Here is a 13,620-nt window from a genome sequence, read left to right as displayed (position 1 = left end):
TGCTGGCGCTGATCACCAATACTGTTCGAGAGGGGCGGCTTGTATGATGTCGGCCGTTGGTTTCGAGCAGGTGCGTGACGCGCCAGCCCCCCTCATTCAACAGAGCAGCGGTCGCAATGATTGTGGTAGTCGAAGGTATCAGCGCCAGTGGCAAGACCACCTGGTGCACAAGTCACGCCGAGCAACAGTTGATTGCCGAAAACGGGCGTTTTGAGAACGAGCCCGATCGCGCGACAGATCCGCTCGGGGCGGCTGCGTTCTGGGCCGAACGCAACGTCGATCGCTGGCAGGCGGCGCTGGCCATGGAGCAGCGCCGTTCGCGGGCCGTATGCGACAGCGACCCGCTCAAGCTGCATTACATCTGGAGCCTGTGGCAGATCGGCGAGGCCAGTGAGCGCGACTGGCAGGTGGAACTGGACGCTACCCGCCAGACCTTCGCGCAAGGGCGCATCGGCTTTGCCGACGCCTACCTGGTTGCGCGCATCGACCCACAGCTGGCACGGGAGCGGGCCCGGGCCGACAGCACGCGTCGGCGCAGCAGGTTCGAGCTGCACGTGCGCCTGCAGGAAGCAGTGCTGAACTGGTACGGCGCCATCGAGCAGGTGCTGCCCGGCAGGGTGCAATTCGGTTTGCCCGCGCAGTTGCCCACGTTGCAGCGCCTGGAAGGGCGCTATGCGCTGGAGGCCTTTGACCAGATGATCGCCTCGCTACCCAGGCCACGGCATGTTTGACGACTATCTCAAGCGCTGGCAACTGACTGTCGATGGCGAGCCGTTCGACTCGCTGAACGGCACCCTGCTGCCGGTGCGCCAGCAGGGCAGGCCAGCCATGCTGAAGATTTCGCACGTTGCCGAAGAACAGGCGGGGAGCCCGCTCATGGCGTGGTGGCAGGGCGAGGGGGCAGCGCCGGTACTGGCTCACGACGGCCAAGCCCTTCTTATGGTGCGCGCGCAAGGTACGGATGCACTGACACAGATGGTCAAGGACGGGCACGACGAGCAGGCCACGCGCATTCTTTGCGCGGTTGCCGCCCGCCTGCACGCACCGCGCGCCACGCCCATGCCCGCTCTGGTGCCACTGGAGCAGTGGTTCGAGGGGTTGTGGCACGGGGCCGACAGGCACGGCGGTCTTCTGCTGCACTGCGCCAGCACCGCCCGCGAACTGCTGGCCGCGCCGCGCGATGTGGGGGTACTGCATGGCGACATCCACCACGGCAACGTGCTCGATTTCGGCGCAGCCGGCTGGCTCGCCATCGACCCCAAGGGGCTGTATGGCGAGCGGGGCTTCGATTACGCGAACATTTTCTGCAATCCCGATGGTGAGCAGGCGCTGGTACCGGGGCGCTTCGCGCACCGGGTCGAGATCGTCGCCAAGGCCAGCGGCATGGAACCTCGTCGGTTGTTGCAGTGGGTGCTCGCGTGGACGGGCCTGTCGGTCAGCTGGCTGCTCGAAGACCATCAACCGCCGGGCGGCACCCTTGAGGTGGCGAAACTGGCCGCAGCGGGGCTTGGTTACATGGAGTGACTGCGCTCCATATGGATCGATTGATGGAGCGCTGTCGCTCCGTTTGCGGTTGATATGGCACATTGCCATGGATAGTCTTGCCGTCATCGCCACACGCAAGAGGCCCCCATGAACAGTCCTGTCTCCGTACCACCGAAAAGTTTGGGAGCGCACTTCAGTGACAACCTCAGCGCGGTACTTGCCATCGGTGGCAAGCAACGCGAGGACGGCCGGCCAGGCCCTGTCACTGCCGCCTGCATTCAACGCGAAACCGGCATCGCTCGCAGCACGCTGAGGGCATTGAAGTCACCCCGCGAACAGCTCGACCCCAACCCGGACCTGCACACGCTCAGCCGCATTGCCGATGCACTGGGGGTACCCCCTGCGTTCCTGCTGATGCGCCCGCAAGACTGGCTGGCGCTGGGGCAGGCGGTGGGTGGCAGCCGCGATTACCTGGCAGCAGCAGTCAAGCTGCAGAGCGAAGGCAAGCTCGAGCAGGGCAACCCGGTCGAGAAGGTGCTGCGCGAATGCAAGGTGCATCCCGACGTGCGTCCCATCGGCGTGGGTGCGTCGCCCGAAGTCAGCCGTGTCAATGCCCGTGACGAATGGCGCCGGCGCAGTTGCCTGAAACTGGACGCACTGATGCTGCGCCAGGTGCGCTCCGACCAGCCCCGGGCCTGGCTGACAGCCATTGCGGGGGCCTTCGTCAGCCGCAGCACCCCGCATGCCCCGACCATCATCGACTGACCCCTGGTCATCAAAGGAACCCCCCATGTCAATGATTCAAGATGCCGACCTGGCAGACGTAATGATGAGCGCGAGCAGCGACGATATCGGGCTGCTCATCGATGTGATCACCGACAGCGGCAAAGGACGCATCTCGTTGTCGTCCTCGGTCTGCCGCCAGTTGAGCGCTGCCAAGGAGCGTGAGATCAGCGACCTTGATCGCGGCCTGGTGGTCGAGGAACTCACGCGCTTTGGCGGCAACTCGCTGATGAACGTGTTTCGCGGCGGCAGCGGCGTGCCCTACAAGGAACTGCTCACCGACGTGGCCTCTCACGTCGGGGTTGCCAAGAGCGGCCTCGGAGACTGCGCCAGTATGGAGATGGCGATCATCGCCAAGGTGGTCGAGCAGTCGGTGGGGCGCATGAGCGAGGACGACAAGAAGACCTTCTTCGAATCGGTCGGGGCGGGTTACCGGCCGGGCATGGGGCCCACTGCACTGGCAAGCTTGATCGCCAGCCTGAGCGCCTCCGGGCTGACTTCCTACCGCCTGGCTGCGGTAGTGGCCAGCGCGACCATGAGCAGCCTGGTGGGACGTGGCGTGATGCTGGCAGGTAGTGCGGGCCTGGGCAGGGGGCTGGCCGTGCTCGCAGGCCCGGTCGGCTGGGCCATCACGGGTCTGTGGACCGCGTTCGACCTGGCCAGCCCGGCCTACCGGGTAACCGTGCCCTGCGTTATCCAGATCGGCCATATGCGCCAGAAAATGCTGGTTGCCAAGGTGTGCCCCGCCTGCGGTACAGCGGTTGAGGCATCGAGCCGGTTCTGCGGCCACTGCGGCGTACGCCTGGGTGAAAGGGGGCTGGCATGAACACCACGATCTCGCCGCTCGAATTTCTGCTGACCAATGCCATCTGCGTTGCTGCCGGTGCCGTTACCGTACTGGCATTGCAATGGGCGGGCAGGGCGGCCTACCGCAGCGGGCAGCGCAATGCGCAAGACCCCGTGTAACCCTGGCCTGTCGATTACAAGGAACGATCATGTATAGGAATGAACACGCGGCCCGGGTGGTCGCCCTGACCCAGAAGACCGCATCGATCAACCTGGATATCCAGAAGTTGACCCTCGACATGCAGTGGTACGACGCATTCGACTGCGAGCACGCCAGCGCTCAACTGGCCCAGCGCAACCGCATCACCCTGGATATCAAGCAACGGCTCAATCAGCTCAGCGCCACTCTGCAGAGCACCAGCCAGAGCAAGCAGGCCTGCCAGGGCGTGGCCGGTGGCTGGCTGTCGGGCCTGTGGCGCTCCACCGAGCAGAAGGTGGCGCAGCACCAGGCCAGTGAACTGGACAAGCGCCTTGCGATGCTTGAGCTGTCGCGCAAGGAGGCCCAGGCCGAGCTGGCCAGCCATGAGCCTGAAGAGCGCCGGCTGGCGGCGAACTTGCGCCGGTATCGCCAGTTCAATCCGCTGGAAGCAACGGCCACCATCACCGGCTTGAACGAGGAACTGGCGCACCTGCACCAGTTGATCGAGCATACCCGCAGTGCCAGCGAAAAATGGGAAGCCATGGCCGGCGACGTGTCGCGCCAATGGGAACGCCAGCAGCGCCAACTGCAGCAGATCGACAACGACATCGCCAAGGCGCAAGGGTTTGAGTGGGCGCTCTCGAATGCGTCGAGCGGCAGGGAAAAAGCGCTCATACATCAAGAGTGCGAGAGCTTCTTCGAAAACAGCAAGCCGGGCATGGTACTGGGCGGGTTGAATGCCAAGCGGCGCAAGCTCGAGCGGGATATCGAGAAAATCCAGGAACGCCTGCGCGACATCACACGGCTGATGGAAAACCACATCGAAACGCTCATCCTCGATGGCAACAACCTGTGCTACCTGCCTTCGGAGAACGGCAAGGGCACCTTCATCGGGCTTGGCGCACTGATTGCCTTGGTGCCGGTCCTGTGCCAGGGGTACAAGGTGACGGTGATCTTCGACCCGGGCATCTATGCACGGGTGTCGAGCAACCATGCCGGGCTTCAGGCGCTGTTCCCCGGGGCCAAGGTGGTGGTGATGCCCCGCGATGTGAAAGCGGACGAGGCCCTGCTGGCCGCTGCCGAGTTCGACCAGGCCGCCTATATCGTCAGCAATGACCGGTTCGCCGACTACGCGGAAAAATCCGCGGTCAAGGAGCGACGCGTGTTGACCCACCTGATCCACCCGCATTCGGTACAGATCCAGCAGTTGCAGGTCAACGTGCCTTACTGACCTGGCTGGGCTCAAGCGGGAGCTCAACCACAGGCGTGCTGGTGGGCTGCTGCTGGCCGACGATCGTGCGCGGTGCATCAGCCAGATCGCGTTCGCAGGTTTTGCTGGCGCTGCGCGCCAGTTCGCGGGGCAAGGCCCGCTCCTACGCCCTTCGGGCAGAAGCCCCAGCGCTGTAGGAGCCAGCATTGCTGGCGAACGAGCGCGAAGCGGTCGCAGAACCTGCGTGTGCAGTGCATCAGCCAGATCGCGTTCGCAGGTTTGCTGGCGCTGCGCGCCAGTTCGCGGGGCAAGGCCCGCTCCTACGCCCTTCGGGCAGAAGCCACAGGGTTGTAGGAGCCAGCATTGCTGGCGAACGAGCGCGAAGCGGTCGCAGAACCTGCGTGCACGGTGCATCAGCCAGACCACCCGCAACCCTCGCGCCTAACCCTCGGCAGCCCCTTCCAGAATCCTCGGCCCCGGTCCATCCTGCCCCAGCGCATCCCCCGGGTTGCGCAACGGGCAATCATCCAGCGACAGGCAGCCACAACCGATGCAGTTGTCCAGGCTATCCCTCAATGCCTCCAGCGTCCGGATGCGCGCATTCAGGTTCTCGCGCCAGGCCGATGACATCTCACCCCACTGCGCCGCCGTCAATTTGCTGTTGGGCGGGTAGCGGCTCATCGCGTGCTTGATCTCTTCCAGCGGAATACCGGTGCGCTGCGCCACCTTGATGATCGCGATGCTGCGCAGCACCAACGCCGGAAATCGCCGCTGGTTGCCGGCATTGCGCGTGCTGGCGATCAACCCCTTGGACTCGTAGAAGTGCAAGGTGGAAATCGGCACCCCACTGCGCCTGGCCACCTCGCCGATGGTGAGCGAGCGCGCACCATCCATCGTCTTTTCTGCCGCCACGTGTGTTGACCTCAAGTTAAGTTGAGGTTTTATAGTCCGGCCCGATCTTTCCTGCAACCGCTTTGCCGTGCCGATGCCAGCCGTCGGCACGGGATGCGCTGTGCAGCGAACACACCACACCGATGAGCGGAGCAAAGATGGGCAAGAGGATGCTGTTGGGAGGGGGCGCCGCTGTTGTGTGCGTGCTGGCCGTCGTCATGCTGCTGACCAGAAAGGACTCGGCGGCGCACGCCACTGCGGCGTGGCCGGTGACCAAGGTCGCGCTGGCCACCGTCACTTCGCGTGAGGCGCCCCGCCAGACCTTCGCCGCCGGCGAGCTGGAAGCCGCCCACCAGGTGCAGGTGGCCGCGGAAACCACCGGGCGCATCACGCGCATCGCCTTCGAGTCGGGGCAAAGGGTCAAGGCCGGGCAACTGCTGGTGCAGCTCAACGATGCCCCCGAGCAGGCCGACCGGGTGCGCCTGAGCGCACAGCTGCGCAATGCCCGCACCCTGCATCAGCGCATCGGCAAGCTGCGCACCGCCAATGTCACCACCCAGGAGCAACTCGACAACGCTACCGCCGCCGTGCAGATGGCCGAGGGCGAACTGCAGCAGGTCGATGCACGGATTGCGCAGAAGGCGATCCGGGCCCCCTTTGCCGGCAAGCTGGGCATCCGCCGCGTGCATCAAGGCCAGTACCTGAATGCCGGTGACGCCGTGGCCAGCCTGGTGGACGCCACGCAACTGCGGGTGAACTTCTCGCTGGCCGAGCATGCCGCCCCGGGCTTGCAGGTGGGGCAGACCGCAGCCCTGGCGGTGGATGCACTGCCGCAAAAGACCTTTGCGGCGCGCATCAACGCCATCGACCCGATGGTGGGCAAGGCGCGCGCAGTATGGGTGCAGGCCACCCTGGCCAACCCGGACGGGCAGTTGCAGGCCGGCATGTACGCCAGCGTGCAGCTCGCGGCGGCGCAGCCGACCCGGGTGATGGCCGTGCCGGAAACCGCCATCACCTACACCGCCTACGGCCAGACCGTGTTCATTGCCAACCACGACCCGGAACGCGGCCTGAGCGTGCACCGCGTGCAGGTGACCACCGGCGAGCGCTGGAAGGGCCAGGTGGAAGTCACCTCCGGGCTCAAGGCGGGCGACCGCGTGGTGGTCTCGGGCCAGCTCAAGCTCAGTGACGGCATGCAGGTGGAGCAGGTGGCCAATGACACGCTGCACAACGCCGACGGGGGCGACGCCTCATGAGGTTCACCGACAGTTTTGTGCGTCGCCCGGTGCTGGCCCTGGTGGTCAGCAGCCTGATCGTGCTGGCCGGCCTGTTCGCCCTGGGCAAGCTGCCCATCCGCCAGTATCCGTTACTGGAAACCGCCACCATTACCGTCAGCACCGAATACCCGGGTGCATCGGCCGAACTGATGCAGGGCTTCGTGACCCAGCCGATCACCCAGGCGGTGTCGTCGGTGGAAGGCATCGACTACCTGTCTTCGTCGTCGGTGCAGGGCCGCAGCCTGGTGACCCTGCGCATGGAGCTGAACCGCGACTCGACCCAGGCGCTGAGCGAGACCATGGCCAAGGTCAACCAGGTGCGCTACCGCCTGCCGGACAAGGCCTACGACCCGGTGGTCGAGCTGTCGGCCGGGGATTCCACCGCCGTGGCCTATGTGGGCTTTGCCAGCGACACGCTGTCGATTCCCGAACTCAGCGACTACCTGTCGCGGGTGGTCGAGCCGCAGCTTTCCGGCATCGACGGCGTGGCCAAGATCCAGACCTTCGGTGGCCAGACCCTGGCCATGCGCCTGTGGCTGGACAGCGAACGCATGGCCGGGCGCGGCGTGACCGCCGCCGAGGTGGCCGATGCCGTGCGCAGCAACAACTACCAGGCCACGCCCGGGCAGGTACGCGGCCAGTTCGTGCTGGCCGACATACGCATCGATACCGACCTGACCAGTGTCGAGGCCTTTCGCGACCTGGTGATTCGCAATGACGGCACGGCGCTGGTGCGCCTGCGCGATGTGGGCACGGTCGAACTGGGCGCCGCGGCCACCCAGACCAGCGCCACCATGGATGGCCGCCCGGCGGTGCACCTGGGCCTGTTCCCGACGCCTGCGGGCAACCCGCTGGTGATCGTCGACGGCATTCGCAAGCTGCTGCCGCAGATCCAGCAGACCCTGCCGCCAGGGGTCAACGTGGCGCTGGCCTACGAGACTGCACGCTTTATCGAGGCCTCGATCCAGGAAGTGCTGCACACGCTGGTCGAGGCGATCGTGATCGTGGTGCTGGTGATCTGGCTGTGCCTGGGCTCGTTGCGCAGCGTAGCCATCCCGGTGCTGGCGATCCCGCTGTCGATGCTCGGCGCGGCCGGGCTGATGCTGGCGTTCGGCTTCAGCCTCAACCTGCTGACCCTGCTGGCGATGGTGCTGGCCATCGGGCTGGTGGTGGACGACGCGATCGTGGTGGTGGAGAACGTGCACCGCCATATCGAGGAGGGCCAGACGCCGGTGGCCGCCGCGCTGGTCGGTGCCCGCGAGATCGCCGGGCCGGTGATCGCCATGACCCTCACGCTGGCCGCCGTGTATGCCCCTATCGGCCTGATCGGCGGGCTCACCGGCACGCTGTTTCGCGAGTTCGCCCTGACCCTGGCCGGGGCGGTGATCGTCTCGGGGGTGGTGGCCCTGACCCTGTCGCCGGTGATGAGCTCGCTGCTGCTCAAGCCCGGCCAGCAGGAGGGGCGCATGGCCAGGCTTGCCGAGAAGGTGTTCGGCGGGCTGGCCAGCGCCTACGGGCGGGCACTGGCGCACTCGCTGTCGCGTCGCTGGGTCAGCGGCGGCGTCGCCTTGCTGGTGTGCCTGAGCCTACCGTGGCTGTACCTGCAGCCGCAACGCGAGCTGGCGCCACCCGAGGACCAGGCCGCCGTGCTCACCGCCATCAAGTCGCCGCAGTACGCCAGCCTCGACTATGCCGAGCGCTTCGCCAGCAAGCTCGACCAGGTGATGCACAGCCTGCCGGAAACCACCGACACCTGGATCATCAACGGCACCGACGGGCCGGCCAGCAGCTTCGGCGGCATCAACCTCAGCCTGTGGCAGGCCCGCGAGCGCTCGGCCGATCAGGTCCAGGCCGACCTGCAGCAGGCCGTGAGCGAAGTGGAGGGCAGCAGCATCTTTGCCTTCCAGGTGGCCTCGCTGCCAGGCTCCAGCGGTGGCTTGCCGGTGCAGATGGTGCTGCGCAGCGCGCAGGACTACCCGGTGCTGTACCAGACCATGGAAACCCTCAAGCAGCGTGCCCGCGACAGCGGCCTGTTCGCGGTGGTGGACAGCGACCTGGACTACAACAACCCGGTGGTCAAGGTGACGGTCGACCGCGCCAAGGCCGCCAGCCTGGGCATCGGCATGCAGGCCCTCGGCGACTCCCTGGCCGTGCTGGTGGGCGAGCAGTACATCAACCGCTTCGCGCTGTATGGCCGCTCGTATGACGTGATCCCGCAGAGCACCCAGGATCAGCGCCTGACGCCCCAGGCGCTAGAGCGCCAGTATGTGCGCAGCGAAGCGGGGCAACTGGTGCCGTTGTCTGCCGTGGTGCGGCTGCAGATGACGGTCGAGCCCAACCGGCTGCTGCAGTTCGACCAGCAGAATGCGAGCACGCTGCAGGCCATCCCGGCACCGGGGGTTTCCCAGGGGCAGGCGGTGGCGTTTCTGCAGCAACTGGCCAGCGAACTGCCGCCGGAGTTCAGCCATGACTGGCAGTCCGAGTCGCGCCAGTACGTGCAGGAAGGCAATGCGCTGGTGCTGGCGTTTCTCGCCGCGATGGTGGTCATCTACCTGGTGCTCGCGGCCCAGTACGAAAGCCTGGTGGACCCGCTGATCATCCTGGTCACCGTGCCGCTGTCGATCTGCGGCGCACTGTTGCCGCTCGCACTGGGCTGGGCCACCCTCAACATCTACACGCAGATCGGGCTGGTGACCCTGATCGGGCTGATCAGCAAGCACGGCATTCTGATGGTGGAGTTCGCCAACGAGATCCAGCTGCGCGAGAACCTCGACCGTGCCGGGGCGATCATCCGCGCCGCGCAGATTCGCCTGCGCCCGGTACTGATGACCACCGCCGCGATGACCTTCGGCGTGATGCCGCTGCTGTTCGCCAGCGGCGCCGGTGCCAACAGCCGTTTCGGCCTGGGTGTGGTCATTGTCTGCGGCATGTTGATAGGCACGCTGTTCACCTTGTTCGTGCTGCCCACGGTGTATGCCTGGCTGGCCCGTGACCATCGCGTGCACAGCCCGCGCAAGCAGCAACTGGAGGAGGCCGAGCAGGGCCTTGCGCTTGGGCGCAGGGAGGCAAGGCCATGAAGGGGTTCAGCCGTTATCCGCTGTTGCTGGGCGCCGTGGCGTTGCAGGCCGCCTGCAGCGTCGGGCCGCAATATCACGCCCCCGAGGTGGCGCCCATTCATGTGGTCAGCCCGCAGGCGCAGGCCTTCGCTGCGACGCCGGTGCAGCCGACGTCAGCCTGGTGGACCTTCTTCGACGACCCGCAGTTGGAACGCCTGATCGCCGACGCCCTGGCCCACAACCACGCCATCGAGCAGGCGCATGCCAGCCTGCTGCTGGCCCGTGCCCATGTGGATGAACAGGCGCTGGAGCGCCTGCCGACGGTGACCAGCAGCGCGAGCTACCAGCGCAGCCTGGCGCAGCAGGCCAGGCAGGGGCAGCCGCCGGCCCGCAGCCTGTCCGAATCGTGGCGGGCGGGGCTGGACCTGCAGTGGGAGCTTGACCTGTTCGGCCGCCTCGATCACCTGGAGCGCGCCGCCCAATCCCGTGCGCAGGCCTCCGCGGCCGACCTGGAGCAGGTGCAGTTGAGCATCGCGGCCCAGGTGGCCCAGGCCTACTTCGAGGCCCAGGGGCTACGCCAGCAAGGGCTGCTGGCCGAAGAGGCGGTGCGCAGCTGGCAGGAGACCGTGCAGTTGACCCAGGCGCAGTTGCACGCCGGCGCCGGCCTGCCCGAAGCGCTGGAGAGCGCGCAGAGCAACCTGCTGCTGGCGCAATCGACTGTGGCGCCACTGCGCAGCCAGCTGCAGCGGCGCCTGTACCGGCTGCAAGTGCTCACAGGCCAGCGCCCCGGCAGCTTCGCCATCGCGCTGGGTGACATGCCGCCGATGCCATTGGCGCGCCAGCTGCCACTGGGGGATGTGGATCAGCTGATCCGCAACCGGCCCGATGTGGTCCAGGCCGAACGGCTGCTGGCTGCCCGTGTGCAGGATGTGGGCGCTGCCACTGCCGACCTGTACCCACGTTTGAACCTGGGTGGGTTCATCGGCTTCTTTGCCTTGCGTGACGGCGACCTGGGCAGTGCGGCGCGGGCGTTCGAGCTGACGCCCGGCCTGACCTGGCCAGCGTTCGACCTGGGCTCGGTGCGGGCGCGCCTGCGCGGTACCCAGGCGCTGGCCCAGGGCGAGGCGGCGCACTTCGAACAGGTGCTGCTGGTGGCGGTGGAAGAGGTGGAGGGCGCAGTCACGCAGTTGGCCGAGCACCAGCGCCACCTGCTCGGCCTGGTGCAGGCGGCGCGGCATGGCGAGGCGGCGTTCGCCATCGCCCAGCAGCGCTATGGCGCAGGTTCGGGCAGCTACCTGGCGGTCAAGGACAGCCAGCGCGACCTGTTGCGTCTGCGCCAGGACATCGCGCGGGCACAGGCCGCCTCCTATGGCAACGCCGTGGACCTGTACAAGGCCCTGGCCTGGCGCGCGCCTGCCGGCAGGACGCTTAGCGCAAACACCCTGAACAACTGATGAGGACCGCTTCGTGGATACTGCAACTTCACTGCTGATGTTTCAGATGGTACTGGCCGCAGGGTTCACCCTGTGGTTGAGCATCGCCCTGGTCAACAACCTGCAGGCCTTTGCCAGTTCGGCGGCGGCCGTCGGGGGCACGCTGTCGATGGCGCCCCTGCGCCAGGCACCGGCGATCGACCTGCCCCTGTGCTCGCGGGCCATCCACTCGCCCGCCGTGCACCGGGCGGCATTGATGGTCGTCGTGCTGCTGCAGGCGGGGGCGGTGCTGGCCGCCTGGGCGGGCTGCTACCACCTGCTGCTGGGCAGCGGCCTGGACGCAGCCCGGCCCTGGTTGAACCTGGCGCTTAGCGCAGCCCTGGGCTTTCTTTTCGCCATGCTGCTCGGTGGGCTGTGGTTCGGCTACTGGATACGCCAGGAGGGCCTGCAGCTCACTCATCTGGCGCTGGTGGTGTGGGTGGTGCTTAACTTCATGGTGTTCAACCTGCAGTGGGGCTAGTGCGCCGCTGTCACCCCAATCGGGCCACCCTCGCGTGGCCTTGATGCCCTATGGTTTGGCCAGCAGCCCGCGCAGCAGCAGTTCCAGTGCGCCGGTGCTGCGCGCCAGTCGCGCATCGCCGTCATCACCCTGGGCGATCCACACCGCAGCCTCGGCCAGGCTGCCGTAGACCAGCGAGGCCAGGGCCTGCGGGTCGGCCTCGGCCACCACGCCTTGTTCGATCAACCGTTCCAGCAGTGCCTGGATCGACGCGATGCAATGGCGTTGCGCGTCCGTCGAGGTGCCCCCCAGCACGGCTGGGGCATCGCGCAGCACGATGCGCTGGTAATCCGGCTCCAGCGCCATTTCCAGATAGGCCCGGCACCGCTGGCGAAAGCCTTCCCAGGGCGTCTGGGCAGTGTCGGAGAGCGCCTGCAGGCGTGCATCCATCTCGGCGTCGATCGACGCCACCACGGCCGCCAGCAGCCCCTGCTTGTCGCCGAAGTGGTGATACAACGCGCCGCGGGTCAGCCCGGCCTGTGCGGTCAGGTCATCCATCGAGGTATCGGCATAGCCGCGTTCGCTGAACACGCTGCGGGCGGTGGCGAGCAAGGTGGCGCGGGTTTCTTCCATTTCGGCACGGGTGCGGCGAGCCATGGGCGTGTCTCCTTACATACGGTGCGTATGATTATTTACATTCGGTGCGTATGAATATACGCTTTTTATACATACATACCGTATGTAACTTGTCGCGCCGCCGTGTCAGCGGCCAATTCACCGCCCTGGAGCAACAGATGGCCAACCCTTATCGAGACCTTTTTGCCGCGCCGGGCGCCCTGGGCTTTGCCTTGGCCGGGCTGCTGGCGCGTACCGCACTGCCGATGACAGGCATCGGCATCATCACCTTGCTGTCGCAATTGCGTGGCAGCTACGCACTGGCCGGGGCAGTGGCGGCGGTCTTCGTGCTGAGCTATGCGCTGTTGTCGCCACAGGTATCGCGCCTGGTGGATCGCCTCGGGCAACGCCGCGTGTTGCCTGCGGCCACCGCCATCAGCCTCCTCGGCCTGCTGCTGGTGCTGGCCAGCACCTGGCAACGGGCTGGCGACTGGGCGCTGTTCATCGGGGCGGTGCTGGCAGGGTGCATGCCGAGCGTGTCGGCGATGGTGCGTGCGCGCTGGACGGCCCTGTACCGTGGCCAGCCGCAGTTGCAAGCGGCGTATTCGCTGGAGACGGTGTTCGATGAGGTCAGCTTCATTGCCGGGCCGCCGCTGTCGGTGGGCCTGGCGGTGGTGGTACTGCCCCAGGCGGGCCTGCTTGCGGCCGCACTGTTGCTGGTGCTGGGTGTGTTCGCACTGGTCGTCCAGCGCAGTACCGAGCCGCCGATCCAGCCCCGGGAAGCTGCCGGGGATCGTTCGGGCTCGGTGATCCGCCTGGCCAACGTGCGCCTGCTGACCCTGCTGATGGTGGCGATGGGCATGATCGTCGGCACCGTGGATATCGTCAGCGTGGCCTTTGCCGAGCAATGCGGCCAGCCGGCGGCGGCCAGCCTGGTGCTGTCGGCCTATGCCGTGGGGTCGTGCGTGGCGGGGCTGCTGTTCGGTGCGCTCAAGCTGCAGGTGCCCTTGCCGCGCCTGCTGTTGCTGGGTGGGCTGGCAACCGCTGCCACGACCCTGCCGCTGTTGCTGGTCGCCAGCCTGCCGGGCCTGGGTGTGGCGGTGCTGGTGGCGGGGCTGTTCTTTGCGCCGACCTTGATCGTGGCCATGACCCTGGTCGAGCGGCTGGTGCCCGAACATCGACTGACCGAGGGCATGACCTGGCTGCTGGCCGGCTTGAACATCGGTGTGGCCGTGGGGGCGGCGGTATCGGGGCAGGTGGTGGATGGCAGCGGTGCACGGGCCGGCTTCGGTGTGGCGCTGGTGGCCGGTGCCCTGGTGCTGCTGGTGGCTGTGTGGGCCCACCGGCGCCTAGTTGCGCGGGCGGCGGCGTCTCAGCCCGCCTGAA

General features: G+C 66.8%; 14 protein-coding genes. 11 read left to right on the top strand and 3 right to left on the bottom strand.

Annotated features, from left to right (window positions below):
• The first annotated feature begins 116 nt into the window (after positions 1–116).
• The 6 genes from DN388_RS16800 to DN388_RS16775 all read left to right on the top strand — a co-directional run bounded on the left by DN388_RS16800 (position 117) and on the right by DN388_RS16775 (position 4,484).
• The gene (locus DN388_RS16800; RefSeq protein WP_043861398.1) at positions 117–731 is read left to right on the top strand and encodes a hypothetical protein; all 615 of its coding nucleotides are present in this window, start codon (positions 117–119) and stop codon (positions 729–731) included.
• Positions 724–1,524 (top strand): aminoglycoside phosphotransferase family protein, encoded by an 801-nt coding sequence (locus DN388_RS16795; protein WP_255001238.1) that lies wholly within the window; start codon positions 724–726, stop codon positions 1,522–1,524. The genes DN388_RS16800 and DN388_RS16795 overlap by 8 nt, the downstream gene beginning before the upstream one ends.
• A gap of 108 nt (positions 1,525–1,632) precedes the next feature.
• Complete coding sequence (locus tag DN388_RS16790) at positions 1,633–2,250, top strand: helix-turn-helix domain-containing protein (RefSeq protein ID WP_043861396.1); 618 nt, start codon at positions 1,633–1,635, stop codon at positions 2,248–2,250.
• A gap of 25 nt (positions 2,251–2,275) precedes the next feature.
• Complete coding sequence (locus tag DN388_RS16785; RefSeq protein WP_255001236.1) at positions 2,276–3,094, top strand: zinc-ribbon domain-containing protein; 819 nt, start codon at positions 2,276–2,278, stop codon at positions 3,092–3,094.
• Positions 3,091–3,234 (top strand): hypothetical protein, encoded by a 144-nt coding sequence (locus DN388_RS16780; RefSeq protein ID WP_167400193.1) that lies wholly within the window; start codon positions 3,091–3,093, stop codon positions 3,232–3,234. Before DN388_RS16785 ends, DN388_RS16780 begins: the two co-directional genes overlap by 4 nt.
• 29 nt (positions 3,235–3,263) lie before the next feature.
• On the top strand, positions 3,264–4,484 hold the full coding sequence (locus DN388_RS16775) for a hypothetical protein (RefSeq protein WP_255001235.1): 1,221 nt from the start codon (positions 3,264–3,266) through the stop codon (positions 4,482–4,484).
• Here DN388_RS16775 and DN388_RS16770 read toward each other — a convergent pair.
• Positions 4,468–4,617 carry a hypothetical protein gene (locus tag DN388_RS16770; protein WP_255001234.1) on the bottom strand — a complete coding sequence of 50 codons (150 nt, stop codon included), beginning with the start codon at positions 4,615–4,617 and terminating at the stop codon, positions 4,468–4,470. The two genes, DN388_RS16775 and DN388_RS16770, sit on opposite strands and share 17 nt — an antisense overlap.
• A 287-nt stretch (positions 4,618–4,904) precedes the next feature.
• The gene (soxR, locus tag DN388_RS16765; protein ID WP_054914623.1) at positions 4,905–5,357 is read right to left on the bottom strand and encodes a redox-sensitive transcriptional activator SoxR; all 453 of its coding nucleotides are present in this window, start codon (positions 5,355–5,357) and stop codon (positions 4,905–4,907) included.
• A 215-nt stretch (positions 5,358–5,572) separates the two neighbouring features.
• On the opposite strand from soxR, the gene DN388_RS16760 reads away from it, so the two are divergent.
• From DN388_RS16760 to DN388_RS16745, 4 genes are read left to right on the top strand one after another with little or no spacing between them, the layout of a single operon-like run.
• Positions 5,573–6,610 (top strand): efflux RND transporter periplasmic adaptor subunit, encoded by a 1,038-nt coding sequence (locus tag DN388_RS16760; protein WP_303627140.1) that lies wholly within the window; start codon positions 5,573–5,575, stop codon positions 6,608–6,610.
• Complete coding sequence (locus tag DN388_RS16755; RefSeq protein ID WP_255001232.1) at positions 6,607–9,708, top strand: MexW/MexI family multidrug efflux RND transporter permease subunit; 3,102 nt, start codon at positions 6,607–6,609, stop codon at positions 9,706–9,708. Before DN388_RS16760 ends, DN388_RS16755 begins: the two co-directional genes overlap by 4 nt.
• Entirely contained in the window at positions 9,705–11,141 is a 1,437-nt protein-coding gene (locus DN388_RS16750) for an efflux transporter outer membrane subunit (protein WP_123752551.1), read from the top strand. The genes DN388_RS16755 and DN388_RS16750 overlap by 4 nt, the downstream gene beginning before the upstream one ends.
• A 13-nt stretch (positions 11,142–11,154) precedes the next feature.
• Positions 11,155–11,640 (top strand): DUF2165 family protein, encoded by a 486-nt coding sequence (locus DN388_RS16745; RefSeq protein WP_123752552.1) that lies wholly within the window; start codon positions 11,155–11,157, stop codon positions 11,638–11,640.
• Between the two features lie 48 nt (positions 11,641–11,688).
• On the opposite strand, the gene DN388_RS16740 is transcribed toward DN388_RS16745, so the two are convergent.
• Complete coding sequence (locus DN388_RS16740; protein ID WP_054914619.1) at positions 11,689–12,276, bottom strand: TetR/AcrR family transcriptional regulator; 588 nt, start codon at positions 12,274–12,276, stop codon at positions 11,689–11,691.
• A gap of 137 nt (positions 12,277–12,413) precedes the next feature.
• Between DN388_RS16740 and DN388_RS16735 the strand changes: the two genes are divergently transcribed.
• Positions 12,414–13,619, top strand: coding sequence for an MFS transporter (locus DN388_RS16735; protein ID WP_255001231.1), 1,206 nt, complete (start codon positions 12,414–12,416; stop codon positions 13,617–13,619).
• Position 13,620: the final 1 nt, after the last annotated feature.

Source organism: Pseudomonas sp. S12(2018), from assembly GCF_024355235.1.
Lineage (GTDB): Bacteria > Pseudomonadota > Gammaproteobacteria > Pseudomonadales > Pseudomonadaceae > Aquipseudomonas > Aquipseudomonas palmensis.
The sequence above is the reverse complement of the archived record's forward strand: the minus strand, read 5'-3'. Positions and strand labels throughout refer to the sequence as shown.

What these genes read in the sequence shown, in the direction of transcription:
- DN388_RS16750 (WP_123752551.1), top strand. Translation starts at nt 9,705, where the DNA reads ATGAAGGGGTTCAGCCGTTATCCGCTGTTGCTGGGCGCCGTGGCGTTG.
- DN388_RS16790 (WP_043861396.1), top strand. Translation starts at nt 1,633, where the DNA reads ATGAACAGTCCTGTCTCCGTACCACCGAAAAGTTTGGGAGCGCACTTC.
- DN388_RS16735 (WP_255001231.1), top strand. Translation starts at nt 12,414, where the DNA reads ATGGCCAACCCTTATCGAGACCTTTTTGCCGCGCCGGGCGCCCTGGGC.
- DN388_RS16760 (WP_303627140.1), top strand. Translation starts at nt 5,573, where the DNA reads ATGCTGCTGACCAGAAAGGACTCGGCGGCGCACGCCACTGCGGCGTGG.
- DN388_RS16755 (WP_255001232.1), top strand. Translation starts at nt 6,607, where the DNA reads ATGAGGTTCACCGACAGTTTTGTGCGTCGCCCGGTGCTGGCCCTGGTG.
- DN388_RS16800 (WP_043861398.1), top strand. Translation starts at nt 117, where the DNA reads ATGATTGTGGTAGTCGAAGGTATCAGCGCCAGTGGCAAGACCACCTGG.
- DN388_RS16775 (WP_255001235.1), top strand. Translation starts at nt 3,264, where the DNA reads ATGTATAGGAATGAACACGCGGCCCGGGTGGTCGCCCTGACCCAGAAG.
- soxR (WP_054914623.1), bottom strand. Translation starts at nt 5,357, where the DNA reads ATGGATGGTGCGCGCTCGCTCACCATCGGCGAGGTGGCCAGGCGCAGT.
- DN388_RS16780 (WP_167400193.1), top strand. Translation starts at nt 3,091, where the DNA reads ATGAACACCACGATCTCGCCGCTCGAATTTCTGCTGACCAATGCCATC.
- DN388_RS16795 (WP_255001238.1), top strand. Translation starts at nt 724, where the DNA reads ATGTTTGACGACTATCTCAAGCGCTGGCAACTGACTGTCGATGGCGAG.
- DN388_RS16785 (WP_255001236.1), top strand. Translation starts at nt 2,276, where the DNA reads ATGTCAATGATTCAAGATGCCGACCTGGCAGACGTAATGATGAGCGCG.
- DN388_RS16740 (WP_054914619.1), bottom strand. Translation starts at nt 12,276, where the DNA reads ATGGCTCGCCGCACCCGTGCCGAAATGGAAGAAACCCGCGCCACCTTG.